Origin of the sequence: Flavonifractor sp. An82, assembly GCF_002159265.1 — a bacterium.
GTDB lineage: Bacteria > Bacillota > Clostridia > Oscillospirales > Oscillospiraceae > Flavonifractor.
This window is the reverse complement of record NZ_NFHG01000023.1, coordinates 1-18,062: the sequence shown is the minus strand read 5'-3', so window position 1 is coordinate 18,062 and position 18,062 is coordinate 1. Positions and strand designations below refer to the sequence as shown.

20 protein-coding genes and 1 tRNA gene are annotated in these 18,062 nt (G+C 57.5%); 13 read left to right on the top strand and 8 right to left on the bottom strand.

From position 1 onward, the window contains the following. Positions 1-12 precede the first annotated feature (12 nt). From acpP to B5G34_RS16090, 3 genes are all read right to left on the bottom strand, one after another. Entirely contained in the window at positions 13-243 is a 231-nt protein-coding gene (gene acpP / locus B5G34_RS16100) for an acyl carrier protein (RefSeq protein ID WP_087339930.1), read from the bottom strand. Positions 244-490: 247 nt separating this feature from the next. Further along, the gene (locus tag B5G34_RS16095) at positions 491-706 is read right to left on the bottom strand and encodes a hypothetical protein (RefSeq protein ID WP_087339927.1); all 216 of its coding nucleotides are present in this window, start codon (positions 704-706) and stop codon (positions 491-493) included. Positions 707-816: 110 nt separating this feature from the next. Then, positions 817-1,608 (bottom strand): hypothetical protein, encoded by a 792-nt coding sequence (locus tag B5G34_RS16090; RefSeq protein ID WP_087339924.1) that lies wholly within the window; start codon positions 1,606-1,608, stop codon positions 817-819. Between the two features lie 248 nt (positions 1,609-1,856). On the opposite strand from B5G34_RS16090, the gene B5G34_RS16085 reads away from it, so the two are divergent. From B5G34_RS16085 to B5G34_RS16075, 3 genes are all read left to right on the top strand, one after another. Continuing rightward, the gene (locus B5G34_RS16085; RefSeq protein ID WP_087339920.1) at positions 1,857-3,224 is read left to right on the top strand and encodes a GntP family permease; all 1,368 of its coding nucleotides are present in this window, start codon (positions 1,857-1,859) and stop codon (positions 3,222-3,224) included. Between the two features lie 13 nt (positions 3,225-3,237). Continuing rightward, positions 3,238-3,636 carry a VOC family protein gene (locus B5G34_RS16080; protein ID WP_087339917.1) on the top strand — a complete coding sequence of 133 codons (399 nt, stop codon included), beginning with the start codon at positions 3,238-3,240 and terminating at the stop codon, positions 3,634-3,636. A 125-nt stretch (positions 3,637-3,761) separates the two neighbouring features. Next, positions 3,762-4,688 carry a LysR family transcriptional regulator gene (locus tag B5G34_RS16075; protein ID WP_087339914.1) on the top strand — a complete coding sequence of 309 codons (927 nt, stop codon included), beginning with the start codon at positions 3,762-3,764 and terminating at the stop codon, positions 4,686-4,688. A gap of 100 nt (positions 4,689-4,788) precedes the next feature. Here the strand turns inward: B5G34_RS16075 and B5G34_RS16070 are convergent. Then, positions 4,789-4,862 (bottom strand) — tRNA-Gln (locus B5G34_RS16070). Positions 4,863-4,986: 124 nt separating this feature from the next. Then, entirely contained in the window at positions 4,987-5,115 is a 129-nt protein-coding gene (locus B5G34_RS19460; protein WP_275532306.1) for a hypothetical protein, read from the bottom strand. A gap of 177 nt (positions 5,116-5,292) precedes the next feature. Between B5G34_RS19460 and nrdR the strand changes: the two genes are divergently transcribed. Then, positions 5,293-5,748 carry a transcriptional regulator NrdR gene (gene nrdR, locus B5G34_RS16065; RefSeq protein ID WP_087339912.1) on the top strand — a complete coding sequence of 152 codons (456 nt, stop codon included), beginning with the start codon at positions 5,293-5,295 and terminating at the stop codon, positions 5,746-5,748. A 56-nt stretch (positions 5,749-5,804) separates the two neighbouring features. Here the strand turns inward: nrdR and B5G34_RS16060 are convergent, their stop codons facing one another. After that, positions 5,805-6,185: a DUF4363 family protein gene (locus B5G34_RS16060; RefSeq protein ID WP_087339910.1), complete on the bottom strand. Its 381-nt coding sequence runs from the start codon at positions 6,183-6,185 to the stop codon at positions 5,805-5,807. Further along, entirely contained in the window at positions 6,182-6,862 is a 681-nt protein-coding gene (locus B5G34_RS16055) for a DUF421 domain-containing protein (protein WP_087339907.1), read from the bottom strand. Before B5G34_RS16055 ends, B5G34_RS16060 begins: the two co-directional genes overlap by 4 nt. Before the next feature lie 73 nt (positions 6,863-6,935). Here B5G34_RS16055 and B5G34_RS16050 point away from each other — a divergent pair, with 73 nt between their 5' ends. From B5G34_RS16050 to guaA, 7 genes are all read left to right on the top strand, one after another. Next, positions 6,936-7,763: a metallophosphoesterase gene (locus B5G34_RS16050; protein WP_087339904.1), complete on the top strand. Its 828-nt coding sequence runs from the start codon at positions 6,936-6,938 to the stop codon at positions 7,761-7,763. 175 nt (positions 7,764-7,938) lie between these two features. Continuing rightward, the gene (locus B5G34_RS16045; RefSeq protein WP_087339901.1) at positions 7,939-9,033 is read left to right on the top strand and encodes a carbamoyl phosphate synthase small subunit; all 1,095 of its coding nucleotides are present in this window, start codon (positions 7,939-7,941) and stop codon (positions 9,031-9,033) included. Next, on the top strand, positions 9,033-12,323 hold the full coding sequence (carB, locus tag B5G34_RS16040) for a carbamoyl-phosphate synthase large subunit (protein WP_087339898.1): 3,291 nt from the start codon (positions 9,033-9,035) through the stop codon (positions 12,321-12,323). The genes B5G34_RS16045 and carB overlap by 1 nt, the downstream gene beginning before the upstream one ends. A gap of 73 nt (positions 12,324-12,396) precedes the next feature. Next, positions 12,397-13,023, top strand: coding sequence for a hypothetical protein (locus B5G34_RS19310; RefSeq protein WP_087339895.1), 627 nt, complete (start codon positions 12,397-12,399; stop codon positions 13,021-13,023). Further along, on the top strand, positions 13,020-13,664 hold the full coding sequence (locus B5G34_RS16030) for a hypothetical protein (protein WP_087339892.1): 645 nt from the start codon (positions 13,020-13,022) through the stop codon (positions 13,662-13,664). Before B5G34_RS19310 ends, B5G34_RS16030 begins: the two co-directional genes overlap by 4 nt. Before the next feature lie 112 nt (positions 13,665-13,776). Continuing rightward, positions 13,777-14,805, top strand: coding sequence for an acyltransferase family protein (locus B5G34_RS16025; protein ID WP_087339888.1), 1,029 nt, complete (start codon positions 13,777-13,779; stop codon positions 14,803-14,805). A 68-nt stretch (positions 14,806-14,873) separates the two neighbouring features. Further along, positions 14,874-16,415: a glutamine-hydrolyzing GMP synthase gene (gene guaA / locus B5G34_RS16020; protein ID WP_087339885.1), complete on the top strand. Its 1,542-nt coding sequence runs from the start codon at positions 14,874-14,876 to the stop codon at positions 16,413-16,415. 177 nt (positions 16,416-16,592) lie between these two features. Here guaA and B5G34_RS16015 read toward each other — a convergent pair whose 3' ends face one another. Continuing rightward, positions 16,593-17,150 (bottom strand): helix-turn-helix transcriptional regulator, encoded by a 558-nt coding sequence (locus B5G34_RS16015; RefSeq protein WP_004010378.1) that lies wholly within the window; start codon positions 17,148-17,150, stop codon positions 16,593-16,595. Positions 17,151-17,316: 166 nt separating this feature from the next. Here B5G34_RS16015 and B5G34_RS16010 point away from each other — a divergent pair, with 166 nt between their 5' ends. Both B5G34_RS16010 and B5G34_RS16005 read left to right on the top strand, forming a co-directional pair. After that, positions 17,317-17,505 (top strand): hypothetical protein, encoded by a 189-nt coding sequence (locus tag B5G34_RS16010; protein WP_004010379.1) that lies wholly within the window; start codon positions 17,317-17,319, stop codon positions 17,503-17,505. Between the two features lie 13 nt (positions 17,506-17,518). Further along, the coding region (locus B5G34_RS16005) for an Arm DNA-binding domain-containing protein (RefSeq protein ID WP_204245969.1) at positions 17,519-18,062 on the top strand (544 nt) is incomplete at its 3' end.

Sequence of the window (18,062 nt, the reverse complement as noted above, 5' to 3'; positions counted from 1 at the left end):
TTTTCTTCCTCATTACTCAGCGTGATCCTCGATGTACTTCATCAGGTCGCCCACAGTCTTCATGTTGGGCAGGTCCTCGTCGGCGATGGTCACGCCGAAGGCCTCCTCCAGAGCCATGGACAGCTCCACGGCGGCCAGGGAATCGGCCTCCAGGTCCTCAGCCAGACGGGCCTCGGGGGTCACCTTGTCGGCGTCGCAGCTCAGGGTCTCCACAATGATATCCTTAATCTTCTCAAAATCCATGATAATGCTCCTCACAAAATAATTCAAAAAATTTAGTTAAATCATTTTACTTAAAAATTTTTAAATAAAATAATTTAAGCATATTTTATCAGGCGTTTTGGATTTGTCAAGACTTTTTTTGGAAACCGCTGAGATCAGATCATAGAACTGTTTAAATTCACAAAAGGGGATAAAAAAACGCCCTGCGATTTGATCGCAGGGCGAAAATTGGGGGTAAGTAGCCGCCCGATGAAGGGCGGCGCGGGGTTTAGCAGCAGCGGCAGCCGCAGGAGTTGTCGTCCTCGTCCTGGGTGTTGCCCCACAGGTAAGCGGGGATGGTGAGATACACCGGCAGGCCGGTGCCATTCCCGGACTCCATGGAGATGGAGAGGTTGGAGAACTGGGAATTGGTGTTCCCGGAGTTCTGGGAGGAGCGGCAGCCACAGCAGCGGCAGCAGCAGCGATTCCAGTTGCTACAGCACATGATGAAGTACCCCCAATCAAATTTGTGAGAGGCGTCTGCCCTTCACAGTCCCAGTATACGCTGGGGACAGGGAGGAGGTGCGTAGACAAAGTGTGCTGCTGTGTGTCAGGTCAATAGTACAACTGAGAAAAGTTTTTAGCGAAGTCGCAGTCGGGAGACTCCAGCAGGAAGGTGTGGATGAAATCATCCTTGGGCTTGAGGAAGGGAAAGGTATCAGAGGTGGCCCAATCAGGTTTGGTAAACTTGGGCGGATTACGCAGCACCGCGTTTACCCAGTCATCGTTGCACTCAAACCATAGCTCGGACAGCCGGTCCCAGTGTCGCATCAGATTGGCCAGCTTGCTCTGGTCACCGCCCTCCAGCTTGTCGCTGGTGGTGACGGGTAGGGCGCTGCCCTCAAATTCAATCGCCTTATGACTGAAGAAACGGATCAACCCGGGCATCTGCATAATCTCCTTGGCCTGTACATCCAAGAAGAAGCGATCGCATGCCTCTTTATCTGTTCCTACAGGGTAGCGGTAGGCGATTACCCAGCGGAGGATAGGGTGCTGTTCATAACTCCAGTCCTGGCCCAGAAAATCCTCGGTGGGTTCGGCCGGAATATGGATGATATCAGCATCAATAACGTCTTTCACTGGTTCGGGGGTCATGCCGATCAGGCCTTTACGGCCCCGCCGGTCATCAATGTGAAAAGCCCAGTTTTCATGGATGCGGTAGGTATACAAACCGGCGTTTTCCGCTCCGGGAGGGGCGGGCACGGGACGGTATAGCAGATAGCGGACCGTCCAGGGAAATTGAACCAGTACGTCGGGCACGTGGCTGCGGCGAAACCAGCGCTCCATAGCAGGGCGGGCGTTTTCGTCCAGCAGGTTATGAAAGATTACCATTTTGTCCATTTGCATATTTATTCCTCCTTGAGCGTCATCGGGATCAGGGCAGATACTGAGACGCAGTTCTATCAGCAAGATAATTATACTGACAATTCATCCCAACGAAAAGTATATCTTTCCTTTTGCGGCAATGAATTATTGCATATCTAAGATTCAAAAGTTCGATTTTATTGCATACAGTGGATCTGCTAAAATAGCGGTGGTCGACCGATCCAACTCCGCGATGCGAAAAAGAGAGAACACTGAAGGAGGTAAACACAATGTCTTTGGGACTCATAGGCATTATTGTTTCACTCGTACTCTTCCTACTGTTAGTCTATATTGGATTCAGCAGTTACTATGTCTCCGCTATCTGCGCCGTGATCGTCGCAGTCACCAACACAATGGATCCCCTCTCCGCATTTACCGAAACCTATGTGAGCGGAATCTATGGGATCATGACCAGCTTGTTTTCTATTGTTTTCCTGGGCTGTATCCTGGGACGGATCTTTACTGATACCGGTGCGGCCACTTCCATTGCCGATATGCTGGTCAAAAGTTTTTTGAAGAATCAGTCCGGAAACCGAAAGATTGGAATTGCACTGTTCATCATGCTGATCATTGGTGGCCTGTTTACTATGGGCGGTATTGATGGTTATGTGCTCACCTTTACTCTGTTCCCTGTGGCTCTGTTCATGTCGGAAGCCTGTGATATTCCCCGGCGCTTTATTCCCGGCTTACTGGTGCTGAACTGTGCTTTTATGGCAGCGCCCGGCGCGCCCCAGATCACCAACGTGATCGCGGTTTCTGCGATGAACAGTATGGGTTATGAAGTGAGCGCCACCTCTGGCATGGTTTCCGGTATTGTGGGTGCTGTTATTATTGCTGTGGGTGGATTTTTGACACTTTATATCATGATTACCAAAGCACGGGCTGCCGGCGAGCACTTTGAGTACGGCCCGGTACAGAAGATCCCTGATGCCACGGAGCGTAAGCTGCCCAACTTTTTTGTGGCGCTGCTGCCCCTTATTGCTGTTTTTGTCTGCTACACCGTACTCCATCTGAATATTGCTATTGCCCTTACTGCTGGTATTCTGATCAACTTGGCACTGATGCAGCAGTATATCCCCCGTGTTTCTCCGCATGGTACACAGTGTTCCGGCATTGCGGCGATCAAGACTACGCTCAATGCCGGCGCTGATCAATTCCCCGGAGCCCTGATGATGATCAGCGCACCTGCCGCTTTGGCTGCTGTCATTCAGTCTACCTCCGCATTCCAGGGCCTGACCGAGATCCTGGCCTCCTGGAATATCAATATCTATCTGTTCGTATTCCTGGCGGTGGCTCTGATCGTGCTCTTTACCTCTTCGCCTCCGGCTGCGCTGATGGTTTCCATTCCCCTTGCGCTTTCCGTGGCCCAGGCCAGGGGAATCGACATCAACCCCCACGCAGTGCTGCGTATCGCCGCCTTTACTTCCATTACCTTTGAATCTTTGCCCTGGAATGGTACGGTACTTATCTGCCAGTCTATGTCCAAGACAAACCATCTCCAGTCCTATCCTGCGTACTTCTGGCAGACTGTGGTTTGGACCACCGCCGCTGCGCTGGCAGCTGTGCTGCTGTATGTCATGATCCCCGGCCTGATCTGAGGAGGATGAAAGTATGACTTATAAAGCGCTGCATGTGGGCATCAGCGTCCTTGATATGGACGCCGCGCTGGCATGGTATGCAAAAAATCTGGACTTTGCTCTGGTGCAGGATGAATATGTGCCTGCACTGAAAGCGCGTGTCTGCTTTCTTCAGAATAGAGAGTTTCAGCTGGAACTTTTCCGGTACGATGCACCCAAGCCGCTTCCCCAGGAGCGCTTGACGCCCAACTCTGATCTGCAGACCGTTGGGACCAAGCATGTGGCCTTTGAGGTGCCGGATATGCAGGCGCTGAAGGAAAAATTTGTGGCCAACGGTGTGGATATTGCCCATGAGATAAGGATGGAGAACAACAACGTAATGTTTGTTCGGGACAACTCCGGCGTGCTTATTGAATTTATTCAAAAGAACTAAGTTTATTCAGAGACAGCCTGGATCGGTGTGCGCCTCCGGTCCGGGCTGTTGAATTATCGTGACACCGGCAGGGTAATTCGATATAATGGTCTTGCAGAAAGTGCTGCAGACCGGGAGGGACAGAAATGTATAGCATTGGAAGTAAGCACATCAAAGTGTTTCTGGAGGCGGCCCGGACGTTAAGCTTTACTGAGGCTGCGCAGCGGCTGTATACCACTCAGCCCAGCGTCAGTCGGATTATCCGCCAAATGGAGGAAGAGATCGGTGTTGCGCTTTTTTATCGCAGCCGTTTTTCTCTGTCGCTTACTCCCGCTGGTGAATTTCTGCTGAAAGAGTTCGAGCATATCCAGGGGCAGCTGTATCAGGCTCTGATGCAGGCCAGAGAAATAGGCCAGCCTGTTCAGGCTGGTGTTCGGGTAGGGCTATACAGTTATGCGTTGCTGGAAGAAATATATGAAGGCTACTTCCGGGCTTTTGAAGAGGCTCATCCTGATCTTCGTTTGTCCTACTCTTTCAGCGGGCTGGCAGGGGAGCAGCTGAAGACGGAGGATTTGGATGCAATTATTATTCCTGATATTCAGTTTTCTCAGCGAGAGCAATACGACTCTATGGCGCTGATGGAATCTCCGCTGATTCTGGTGTGTGCACCGGAGAACCCCATTGCTGTCCGTGGCCATATTACCGGGGAAGATTTTCAGAGCCAGACTATTCTTACTGTTTTCCCTGCCCATATGTTTCAGAGTTTTCAGGAGCAGACTTTACGTTATTACAACACTGCCGCCCCAAAACTTCTTCAGGTCAGGAATACCGAGGACCTCTTTCTTCGGCTGCGTGCGGGAAACTGCTTTACCCTGCTGGATGCGTACTGCGCAACCTTTAATACGGACAGACTTTACAGTCAGGGCTTGCCCAAAGGATGCAGCCGGGTAATTTTCCGGTTTTTCTGGAGAAAGGATAACCAGAATCCTGCCCTCCATACTCTGTTGGAATTCCTTCGTCAGAGACTTGTTCCAGGACAGGAGTTTCCTTGCAGGCAGCAGCCGGAGCAATAAAAGAAAAACAGCGCGCCAACCAGTGGTTGGCGCGCTGTTCTATTTGAGCAGTTCTCTATACACAAAGTAAAAAGCGAGACAGCCATAGGCTGTCTCGCTTTGGCAGCGGGAGAAGGATTCGAACCCTCACATACAGAGTCAGAGTCTGCTGTGCTACCCTTACACAATCCCGCTATTTGATTGCCGCGCTCGTAAGCGCAGATGTTATTATAGCAAAACCAAAAAAAATGTCAATAGGAAAAATGAAAAAAATTAAAAAAATTTGTGGGCCGGGAACACCCGGCCCACGGGAAAGGGGTCAATGACGGTTGGGATCACCGGTCTTATCCTGGGGCTGCTCCTGCTTCTTGCTCTGGGGATGCTTGCAGTCCTGGGGGGCAGGATTCTGGTTACGGGACTTCTTCTGGTTGTTGTACTGGTTCTGCATTGCGCTCACCTCGCTTTCACCGTCCTTAGTCTGCCCGCTTTTTTCCTGGCATATGCAAAAACTTTCTGATTTTAGGGATACCAACCGGGAACAGCTTATGGTATAATGCACTGTGTATAGCCACTATATATTGGCGAGGTCCAAGCCCGCCCCAGAGATAGAAGGAGGTCTGCCGCCGTGAAGTGCCCGTACTGCGCCCACCCGGAGAGCAAGGTTGTGGATTCCCGGCCCTCGGACGAGGGCTCCAGCATCCGCCGCCGCCGGGAGTGTCTGGCCTGCCATAAGCGCTTTACCACCTATGAGACCATGGAGAGCCTGCCCCTGATGGTGATCAAGAAGGACGGCAGCCGCCAGACCTTTGACAAGACCAAGCTGCTCAACGGCATGATCCGGGCCTGTGAGAAGCGGCCTGTATCTTTTGCGGCCCTGGAGGAGATGGCCAACGAGATCGAGCAGGTCCTCCAGAATGAGATGGACCGGGAGATCCCTACCGCCCGTATCGGCGAGCTGGTGATGGAGCGGCTGAAGACGGTGGACGAGGTGGCCTATGTCCGCTTTGCCTCGGTGTACCGCCAGTTCAAGGATATCAGTACCTTTATGGAGGAGCTCAACAAGCTGCTGGCGGAAAAGTGATGTGAATGGAGAAGAGGAGGGGATGCTGCAAAGCTGCGGCATCCCCTCCTGCCCATTTACAGAACATTTTTTAAGGTCAGCTGCTCTGCTTCGCTGAGCAGTCCGATCTGGGTGACCAGCCGGGCGTTGGCGGCGGCGTATTCCCCGTACTCCCGGCTCTCCAGCAGGGCCAGCACCTCCTGAAACCCCGCATAGATCTGGTCGGTATCGGCGTGACGCAGCAGAACATGGAGATAGACGTCCCGATCACTCCAGGTCTGGAGGGCCTCCTCGGTCAGGGTGTGGGCCTCCTCCCAGCGGTCGGCCCGGGCCAGATCCTGGGCCCCCTCCAGAGAGTGGGTAAGACGCCTGGTAAAGCCACCCAGGGAATAGGTGTGGAGCAGGGTACCGCACAGCAGGGCGGCCAGCAGGGCCAGCGCGATCCAGAAGCGCTTCATCGTCCCCCCTCCTTTTCAATGAGACAGACCTGATTGGTCTCGTCCACCGTCATGAGAAACACGTCCTGGACCCGGTCTACTTTGTGAGCCTTCAGCTGCTTCTCCAGCCACTGGTCGTTGAAGCCGCGCCCCAGCAGGTTGCGGCGGATGAGTCGGCCGTCGTTGATGAGTACCACCGGCAGGCCGGGCTCCGGCAGGTGGAGGTTCAGATCCTGGGCGGTGGGGGGCTGCTGGGCGGCGAAGGGGAGGACGGACAGCTGGCCGTTGGTCTCCAAAATGGCGTACTTGACGGTGGACAGATCGGTGACCCCCTTCATCCGCAGCTCCTCCATCAGCTCGTCCAGGGTGAAGCGGTTTTTCTTCATCTCTCCCTGACGCAGCTTGCCGTTTTCCACAATGATGCTGGGCCGCCCGCAGAGGACCGCCCGGAACTTTACGCTCTTCATGGTGAGCACCGACAAGGCCATGGTGAGGCATAGAAGAGTGAGGATGGGGATGAGACCGGTGAGCAGGGGAATACCGAAGTCCTGCATGGGGACGGCGGCCAGATCGGCGATGAGCAGGGCAAGCACCAGCTCGGAGGGCTCCAGCTCACCTACCTGGCGCTTGCCCATCAGCCGGATGCCGGCGATGATAAAGACATAGAGAATGATGGTGCGCAGAAACGCGATGACCATGCAATGACCTCCCGTGACAGCGATATCTTCAGTATGGCCGGGAGAGAAACGGATATGCAGAAGGAGGAACCAAATGAAGAAAAAGACAGTGGCTGCCCTGGCCGCAGGGAGCGCGGCAGCCGGTGTCCTGCTGGCGGCCCTGGATGCGCGTCTGGCGGTGCGGCACTATGTGGTGGAGAGCGAAAAGGTGGAGGCGCCCATCCGTCTGGCGGTGCTCACCGACCTACACGCCTGTAAATATGGGAAAAACCAGAACGATCTGCTGCGGGCTGTGGCGGCCCAGGACCCCGATCTGGTGGTAATGTGCGGCGATATTGTGGACGACCATCCGCGGCTGGAGGAATGGCGGGCCCTGCGCACCATCAAAAAGCTGGCCGAGCGGTGGCCGGTGTACTATGCCTCGGGCAACCATGAATACCGTACCGGTCGGCTGGCGGAGATCAAGCGGCTGGTGGAGGCCTGCGGGGCCGTGGTACTGGACGGCGACTGCGTCTGTGCCGCGGCGGGCGGTCAGATGCTCCAGATCGGCGGTATCGACGATCCCGAAGCGGGGGAGGCGCGGTGGCAGTGGCAGCTGTCTGCCGCCAGCGGCAGCCTGGACGGCAGCCATTTCTCTATACTGCTCACCCACCGGCCTGAGCGGGTGACCGACTATGCCGGCAGCGGCTTCGACCTGGTGCTGGCTGGGCACGCCCATGGAGGCCAGTGGCGGCTGCCCGGCCTGATCAACGGGGTGTTGGCCCCCAATCAGGGCTTCTTCCCCTCCTACGCCGGCGGCCGCTATGAGCTGGGCAATACCACCCTCATTGTCAGCCGGGGCCTGGCCCGGGAGAGCACCCGGGTGCCCCGCCTGTTCAACCGGCCGGAGCTGGTGGTGGTGGATGTGGAGCCACCAAAATAATTATGAGGCCAAATTTAGATTTTTGAGATATTCGGGGCGCATTGACCGTGAAAAACGGCAGTGACGCCCCGGATTTTGTCCAAAATTACAATTTTGAAAATTGAGGAAGAAAGAGAGTTGCCCCAGGAAAAGATTTAGAGTACAATCGAACAAATACCAAGGAAAGAAAGGCGTGATGCAGGAGATGAAGGCGACCCTGATTCTTGAGAACGGCGCTGTCTTTGAGGGCGTCAGCATGGGTTCTCCCGCCGACCGGGTGTGTGAGATGGTATTCAACACCTCCATGACCGGCTACCAGGAGATCCTGACCGACCCCTCCTATGCGGGACAGGGGATCGTGATGAGCTATCCCCTTATTGGCAATTACGGCGTGAACCACGAGGACAACGAGTCTTCCCGGCCCTGGGCCGAGGCTTTTATCGTACGGCACCTGGCACGGCGGGGCAGCAATTTCCGCTGTGAAGGGGAGCTGGACGCCTATCTGAAACAATATGACATTACCGGGATCGAGGGCGTGGATACCCGGGCATTGACCAGAATACTCCGCAGTCAGGGGACCATGAATGGCATGATCACCTGTGCGGAGCATTTTCATGTAGAGGAGTGTCTGGAGAAGATCCATGCCTACCGGGTGGAGGGCACCGTGGAGAAGGTGACCCGCAAGGAGCCCCAGCTCTACCCCGCTCTGGGGGAGCAGCTGCTGCGGGTGGCCCTGATGGACTACGGCGTGAAGGAAAACATGATCCGCTGCCTCCAGAAGCGGGGCTGCCAGGTCATGGTCTACCCCGCCCATACCCCGGTGGAGACCATCCTGTCCGGCGGCTATGACGGCGTCATGCTGTCCAACGGCCCCGGCGACCCGGCGGACAATGTGGACATTATTAAGGAGGTGCGCAAGCTCTACGACTCCAGCCTGCCCCTCTTTGCCGTCTGCCTGGGCCATCAGCTGCTGGCCCTGGCCACCGGCGCCGAGACCCGGAAGATGCGCTTCGGCCACCGGGGCGGCAACCATCCGGTGAAGGATCTGGCCGCCGGACGGGCCTTCATCACCAGCCAGAACCACGGCTATGTGGTCACCGCCGAGAGCGTGGACCCCGCTGTGGCCGAGGTGTCCCACATCAACGTCAACGAGGGCAGCGTGGAGGGCCTCAAGTACAAGCGGCCCAACTGCTTCACCGTCCAGTTCCACCCCGAGGCCTCCCCTGGGCCCATGGACACCGAATATCTCTTTGACCGCTTTGTGGACAGCATGAAGGGAGGTGACCGGTAATGCCCAAGAATCCGAATATCAAGAAGGTGCTGGTGCTGGGCTCCGGCCCCATCGTCATCGGCCAGGCCGCCGAGTTTGACTACGCCGGCACCCAGGCCTGCCGGGCCCTGAAGGAAGAGGGCGTGGAGGTGGTGCTGGTTAACTCCAACCCCGCCACCATCATGACCGACAAGGACATCGCCGACCATGTGTATATCGAGCCCCTGAACATCGCCAGCGTGGAGCAGGTCATCCAGAAGGAGCGGCCCGACTCCATTCTGCCCACCCTGGGCGGCCAGACCGGCCTGAATCTGGCCATGAACCTCCACGAGCAGGGCATCCTGCAGCAGTACGGCGTGAAACTGCTGGGCACCAGCCCTGAGTCCATCCGCAAGGCGGAGGACCGCCAGGGCTTCAAGGACGCCATGGAGGCCATCGGCCAGCCCTGCGTCATCTCCGACGTGGTGGAGAGCGTAGAGGACGCCGTTTCCTTCGCCGGGAGCATCGGCTATCCCGTCATCGTCCGCCCCGCCTACACCCTGGGCGGCACCGGCGGCGGCATCGCCTATGACGAGATGTCCCTGCGGGAGATCGCCGACCGGGGTATTCACCTCTCCCGTGTAGGCCAGGTCCTCATCGAGCGGTGCATCTCCGGCTGGAAGGAGATCGAGTTCGAGGTCATGCGGGACTCTGCCGGCAACGTGATCCAGATCTGTTCCATGGAGAACGTGGACCCGGTGGGCGTCCACACCGGCGACTCCATCGTAGTGGCCCCCACCCAGACCCTTGCCAACCGGGAGTTCCAAATGCTGCGGAAGGCCTCCCTGGACATCATCTCCGCTCTGGAGATCGAGGGTGGCTGCAACGTGCAGCTGGCCCTGAACCCCGACTCCTTCGAGTACGCCGTCATCGAGGTCAATCCCCGTGTGAGCCGCTCCTCCGCCCTGGCCTCCAAGGCCACCGGCTACCCCATTGCCAAAGTGGCCGCCAAGATCGCCCTGGGCTATACCCTGGACGAGATCCCCAATGCGGTGACCGGCAAGACCACCGCCTGCTTCGAGCCTACCCTGGACTACTGCGTGCTCAAGATCCCCCGCCTGCCCTTTGATAAGTTCACCACCGCCAGCCGCACCCTGGGCACCCAGATGAAGGCCACCGGCGAGGTTATGGCCATCGGCAACTCCTTCGAGGGTGCCCTGATGAAGGCCATCCGCTCCCTGGAGCTGCCGGTGAAGTCCCTGCGTCTGCCCGGCCTGGATGAGCTGTACACCGAGGAGATCGAGGACCGGCTGGTAAACATCGACGACCAGCGGCTTTTCGTGGTGGCCGAGGCCCTCCGCCGAGGTTTCTCCCCCGAGAAGATCAACAAGATCACCAAGTACGACCTGTGGTTCCTGGATCGCTTCCAGAACATTGTGGACATGGAGGACAAGCTGGACCACGGCCATCTGGACGCCGATACCCTGCGCATGGCCAAGGAGATGGGCTTCTCCGACGCCTGGATCGCCGCCCTGTCCGGCAAGGAGCGGGGAGAGATCAAGGCCCTGCGGGAGAGCTACGGCATCCGCCCCGCCTTCAAGATGGTGGATACCTGTGCCGCCGAGTTTGAGGCCCAGACCCCCTACTACTACTCCACCTATGACGAGGAGAACGAGGCCGCCGAGGAGCTCCATCTGCCCCAGGTGGGCGAACTGGCTCCCCACATCCCGGAGGCTCCCTATCTGGCCGCCGCCACTCCCGCGGCCCACCGGCCCGGGCAGGACAAGAAGAAGGTGCTGGTGCTGGGCTCCGGCCCCATCCGCATCGGCCAGGGTATCGAGTTCGACTACTGCTCCGTCCATTCCGTCTGGGCCTTCAAGCGCCTGGGCTATGAGACCATTATCATCAACAACAACCCCGAGACCGTGTCCACCGACTTCGATGTGGCCGACAAGCTGTACTTTGAGCCTCTGACCCCTGAGGACGTGGAGGCCGTGGTGGAGCTGGAGAAGCCCTGGGGCGCCGTGGTGCAGTTCGGCGGCCAGACCGCCATCAAGCTGGCACAGGCTCTCACCAACATGGGTGTGCCCATCCTGGGTACCTCCGCCGACGGCGTGGACGCCGCCGAGGACCGGGAGCGGTTTGACGAAATTTTGAACCAGTGCGGCATCCCTCGTGCCGCCGGTAAGACGGTGTTCACCACTGAGCAGGCCCTGGAGGCCGCCTACGAGGTGGGCTATCCTGTGCTGGTGCGTCCCTCCTACGTGCTGGGCGGCCAGGGCATGGAGATCGCCTACAACGACCGCAACATCACCGAGTTCATGCGCATCATCAACCAGGTGGAGCAGGAGCACCCCATCCTGGTGGACAAGTACCTGATGGGCCGCGAGGTGGAGGTGGACGGCGTGTTCGACGGGGAGGACCTGCTCATCCCCGGCATCATGGAGCACATCGAGCGGGCCGGCGTCCACTCCGGCGACAGTATTTCCGTCTATCCCCCCATTCACATTGAGGAGAAGCACAAGCAGACCATCTACCGCTACACCTATGACCTGTCCCGCGCCCTGGGGGTGGTGGGCCTGGTGAACATCCAGTTCGTCATCTACGACGACGTGGTGTACGTCATCGAGGTCAACCCCCGCTCCTCCCGTACCATCCCCTATATCTCCAAGGTTACTGGCGTGCCCATCATCGACCTGGCCACCAAGGTCATGCTGGGCCAGAAGCTGAAGGACCTGGGCTACGGCACCGGCATATATAAGGAGGCCGACTACTATGCCGTGAAGATGCCCGTCTTCTCCTTCGAGAAGCTCACCGACGTGGATACCGGCCTGGGCCCCGAGATGAAGTCTACCGGCGAGTGCCTGGGCCTGGCCGAGTCCTTCCCCCAGGCCCTGCTGAAGGCCTTCAAGGGTGCCAACATGAAGGCCCCCAAGAAGGGCGGACGCATCATCATCACCGTCAAGGATGAGGACAAGGGAGAGATCATCGGCATCGCGCAGGGCTTTGCTGACATGGGCATCGAGATCCTGGCCACCAGCGGTACCTGCGACGCCCTCAACGCCGCCGGCATCCCCGCCCGTAAGGTGGCCCGCGTCTCTGAGGCCCACCCCAATATTCTGGACATGATCGCCTCGGGCACCGTGGATCTGGTCATCAACACCCCCACCCGGGGCCGCCGCCACGATACCGACGGCTTCCGCATCCGCCGCTCCACCGTGGAGCACAGCGTGGCCTGTATCACCGCCATCGACACCGCCCGGGCCATGCTCACCGTCCGTGCCCAGGGCCGGCCCTCCGACCTGCGGCCCATTGATATTACCCAGATCTAAATAAAATGGGAACTTCCTCCTTTCAAATTCGTCTGATATAATAACAGGACAGAATTTGGAAGGAGGAGTTTTTATGCGCAGATGGTTGGCAATGGCTTTGGCGGCGGGACTGTTGGCCGTGGGACTGTCCGGGTGCGTCATGGAGGCAACCACGGAGAAGCCGGTGATCTACCTCTACCCGGAGGAGGAGACCCAGGTGAATGTCAAACTGGACTATGATGGCACGCTGACATCAACTTACCCTTCCTATGAAAATGGCTGGACGGTGGATGCGGCCCCAGATGGCACCCTCACCGATCCCTCCACCGGGCGGCAGTATTACTGCCTGTACTGGGAGGGGGAGACGGACACGGAGTATGACTTCTCCACCGGCTTCTGTGTGGCGGGAGCGGACACCGCCGCTTTTTTGGAGGGTGCTCTGGCCGACCTTGGCCTGACGGAACAGGAGGCCAACGAGTTCATCATCTACTGGCTGCCCAGAATGGAGGGAAACGCCTGGAACCTGATTTCCTTTCAGACTACGGCCTACACCGACAGCGCGGTGCTTACCATTGACCCGGTACCTGATACCCTGATCCGGGTATTCATGGCCTGGCAGGGCCTGGACGAGCCGGTAGAGGTGGAGACCCAGAACCTTACTGCCCCGGAGCGCATCGGCTTCACCGCCGTGGAGTGGGGAGGAACGGAGGTAGCGCGATGAAAAAATGGCTACTGCTGATGCTGGCTTTGACCCTGCTGGGTGCCGGGCTGGCTGGCTGTGCGAAAAACGTACATGAGGATGGTGCCGTGGCCCCTGCCAAGCCAGTGATTTATCTTTATCCCGAGCGGGAGACACAAGTCTCCGTTACGCTGGACTTTGACGGGGAACTGACCTCCACCTACCCGGCGTACGGGGAGGGGTGGACGGTGGACGCTTCTCCCGACGGTACCCTCACTGATCCCCTTACCGGCAGGGAATACTACTGCCTGTTCTGGGAGGGGGAGACGGACACAGAGTATGATTTCTCCACCGGCTTCTGCGTGGCGGGGGCGGACACCGCCGCTTTCCTGGAGGGTGCTCTGACTGACCTGGGTTTGACGGAACAAGAGGCCAACGAGTTTATTATTTACTGGCTGCCCAGGATGGAAGGGAACGCCTGGAATCTGATTTCTTTCCAGACTACGGCCTACACTGACAGTGCTGTGCTTACCATCGACCCGGTACCTGATACCCTGATCCGGGTGTTTATGGCCTGGCAGGAGTTGGACCAGCCGGTGGAGATGGAGCACCAGATCCTCACCGCTCCAGAGCGCACCGGCTTCACTGCCGTGGAATGGGGCGGCGCAGAGGTGAAGGACTAAAGAGAAATCCGCCGGACCCATATGGTCCGGCGGATTTTGCCTTGTTGCGGGATGGGGAAAAACATGCTATCCTGAACAGGACGTGTGGGAAGAGAGAGAAGGCGGAACAGGTATGAGAAAACGGGAATATCAGTATGATAATATTCGCTTCCTGCTGATGGCACTGGTGGTGCTGGGGCACCTGCTGGAGATCGCGGGGGAATTTCCCCGCAGGGAACTCCTCTACGGGCTGATCTACTCCTTCCATATGCCCGCCTTTCTGTTTCTCAGCGGCATGTTTGCCAGATTTGACCGGACGAAATGGATCTTCGGCATGGCGCTGCCCTATCTGGTCCTCCAGTGGCTGTACACCGCCTTTGTGGAAAAGTTGGGGGACCCATGGGTCCATGTTCAGTTTTCCAGGCCCTATTGGATCCTGTGGTATCTCTTTGTGCTGATGGTCTATACCCTCCTGCTGCCGGTATATGATACGCCGTTCCCTGTAAAGCAGGGGCTGATGGTGGCGGCGTCGGTGGTCCTGGCGCTGCTGGTTGGCTTTGACAAGAGTATCGACTATCAGTGGAGCGCCTCCCGGATCATCGCCTTCCAGCCCTGGTTTTTGATGGGTTACTACTTCAGACGGGCGGAGGGTCTGCGCAGCCGCTGGAAAGAGGCAGGTCGGACCTGCAGAGCTGTGGTTCTGGGCGTTGCCGCCCTGTGCTGCCTGTTCCTGGAGTGGCTGCTACTGGAGCGGGGCGTGACCGCAAAAATGATGCTGGGGGCCTACGGCTATGAGGATCTGGGCTACAGCTGGCAGATACGGGCACTGATTATGTGCTGCGCCGCCAGCGCGATCTTCCTCCTGTTTGTGGGTCTTGCACCCCATCTCAAGCGCAGAATCCCGGTGGTGACCAGCCTGGGGCAGAATACCCTGTCCATCTACCTGCTCCACGGATTTTTCTTTCATTTGATCCGCCTGAAATATCCCTGGCTGCTGGTCCAGCCGTGGCAGGTGCTGGTGGTGTGGGCGGGACTGCTGCTCCTGCTGGGCAATCCGGCAGTGGGCCGCTGCACCGGCTTTTTCCTGGGCGGGGGATGGTACCGCCTGCTTCAAAGGCGGTTCGCCGGCGGGAAAAATATTGCGCCCGGGGAAAAAATATGATATTCTAAACTGTAATTGTTGCGTAATGCTTTGGAAAACCATAGACTCCATAGAAAGAAGGAACTTGAATGTCCCATCAGACCGTGATCGTTCTGGACTTTGGCGGCCAGTACAACCAGCTCATTGCCCGTCGTGTCCGTGAGTGCGGCGTGTACTGCGAGGTCAAGCCCTATACCACCCCCCTGGAGCAGCTGAAGGCCATGGAGCCCATCGGCTTCATCTTCACCGGCGGCCCCAACAGCGTGTATGATGAGAAGGCCCCCCATGTGGACCCCGCCATCTTTGAGCTGGGTGTGCCCGTGCTGGGAATCTGCTACGGCTGCCAATTGATGGCCCACACCCTGGGCGGTCAGGTCACAGCCGCTCAGGAGGATACCGCCCGGGAGTACGGCAAGACCGAGACCTACTACGACACCGCCTGTAAGCTTTTCAAGGGCCTGCCGGAGCAGGGCATTTCCTGGATGAGCCACGGCGACTATATGGCTAAGGTGCCCGAGGGCTTTGCCCTCACCGCCCATACCGACGCCTGCCCCAACGTGGCCATTGCCGACGAGAAGCGGGGCTTCTACGGCGTGCAGTACCACCCCGAGGTCAATCATACCCAGCACGGCGTTGATATGATCCGCAACTTCCTCTATGAGGTGTGCGGCGCCACCGGCGACTGGACCATGGGGGACTACAAGAACACCGCCATCCGGGACATCCGGGAGAAGGTGGGGGACGGCAAGGTGCTGCTGGCCCTGTCCGGTGGTGTGGACTCCTCCGTGGCGGCCGCTCTGCTGGCCGAGGCTGTGGGCAAGCAGCTGACCTGTGTGTTCGTGGACCACGGCCTCATGCGCAAGAACGAGGGCGACGAGGTGGAGGCCGCCTTTGCCCGCTGGGACATCAATTTTGTCCGGGTGGACGCCGAGACCCGCTTCCTGCTGAAGCTGGCCGGTGAGGCCGAGCCCGAGCGCAAGCGCAAGATCATCGGCGAGGAGTTCATCCGGGTCTTTGAGGAAGAGGCCAAGAAGATCGGCCGGGTGGATTATCTGGTGCAGGGTACCATCTATCCCGACGTCATTGAGTCGGGCGCCGGCGATGCCGCCGTCATCAAGAGCCACCACAACGTGGGCGGTCTGCCCGACTATGTGGACTTCAAAGAGATCATCGAGCCTCTGCGCCTGCTCTTTAAGGACGAGGTCCGTCAGCTGGGCCGTGAGCTGGGCCTGCCCGAGTATCTGGTCATGCGCCAGCCCTTCCCCGGTCCTGGCCTGGCGATCCGGGTCATCGGCGACCTGACCAAGGAGAAGCTGGACACCCTCCGGGATGCCGACGCCATCTACCGGGAGGAGATTGCTGCCGCTGGTGAGGACAAGAACATCAACCAGTACTTCGCGGTACTCACCAACACCCGTTCCGTGGGCGTCATGGGTGACGGCCGGACCTACGACTATACCCTGGCCCTCCGTGCCGTTACCACCAGCGACTTCATGACCGCTGACTGGGCCCGCATCCCCTATGACGTGCTGGACCGGATCTCCACCCGTATCGTCAATGAGGTCAAGGGCATCAACCGTATTGTCTACGACATCACCAGCAAGCCCCCGGCTACCATCGAGTGGGAATGACCGTCAAAACGGCGCAAACCCGCATGAATACAGGCTTTTTTGCCCATCGCTGTGGCTCTTGATACTGGATTGATACTATTCGTGTTCGCCCGGTATTCCCAAGAGAATAATCACAAAGGGACAAGCAAAACCGCCCTGCTGAACGACAAATTCAGCAGGGCGGTTTTTTTGCTTGTCTTATTTATTTTTCCGCCAAGGGATATAATATTCGCTTTCCAGGCCATCGTCGCAGGTATGGGGCCAGTTGAGTTTCCATTCAAAATACTCTTCCCTGGTGATCTCCCCGGCGTGTAACTCCTGCTGACGAAAAAGCCATTCCCGCATGAACTCGTCCACAAGGCCATACTGGAAGTACATACCCACGGGAGGGTGTGCGGGCCAGTCATCGCTATCATTGTACCGTACAGCGGTATCATCAGCGGCCCCTGCTCTGCCCGGATTGCGGACAAGTTGGAACAGGCGGATAGCGCCAGGGCTGTCCTCGTCCAGCCAGAAGAATGTCCGCATGAAGTCCTCGGCAGAGCCGGGGGCGATGGTGTAGAAGTTCTGGCGGTCTACCCGCAGCGCCTCGGCCATCTTGTCCAGCAGTTCCCGTTTCGGAACACGGTAATTCGTCTCATACTGGGCGATCCGGTTGTCCGCTCCCTTTTCCTCAAAGCCGATAGCAAGCCCCAATTCCTTTTGTGTCATGCCTCGAAAGGTGCGGATTTTCTTTATCTTGTCTCCGACTGTCATAATATCCCACCGCCTTTGCCAATAGTATAGCGCAAAAAAGCGAAAGATGCAAGATAATCTTTAACAAAAATGCGAAATAAATTCTTGACATTAACACTTATGTTAATGTATAATGAAGATGGTGACATTAACATATTTGCGAAACTAAAATAAGGAGGTGCTGACCATGGAAAAGGAGCTGTTTGTGAGAGCAGAGGAGGTCGCCAGGGAGCTGGGCATTTCCAAGCCCTACGCCTACAAGCTGGTGCGGGAGATGAACGAGGAGCTGAAGAAAAAAGGCTTTCTCACCATTCCCGGACGGGTAAGCAGGCGCTACTTCGAGGAAAAATTCTATGGGCTGCGGGACAGACAATAAGGAGGGAACCACAATGCCGGCATACAAAGACAAGGCAAAGGGCACATGGTATGCGTCCTTTTACTACGAGGACTGGACGGGCAAGAAAGTAAAGAAAATGAAACGGGGCTTTCCCACCAAGCGGGAGGCTCTGGAGTGGGAGCGGACATTCCTGCAACAACAGACCGCCGACCTGGAAATGACCTTTGAAAACTTCGTGGCTGTCTATGTGGCGGACATGAAAGGCCGTATCAAGGAAAACACCTGGGGGACGAAAGAGCATATCCTCTACAAGAAGTTGGTGCCGTACTTCGGCAAGCGGAAGATGTGCGACATTCACTCCAAGGAGGTCATCGCCTGGCAGAATGAAATGCTGGGTTACCGGGACAAGAACGGCAAGCCCTACTCTCCGGTGTACTTAAAAACGCTGCACAATCAGTTGAGCGCCGTGTTCAACCATGCGGTACGGCACTACAACCTAAAGGTCAATCCCGCTGCCCAGGCGGGCAATATGGGCAAGCCCAAGGGACGTGAAATGCTGTTCTGGACAAAGGCGGAGTACCTGAAATTCGCCGAGG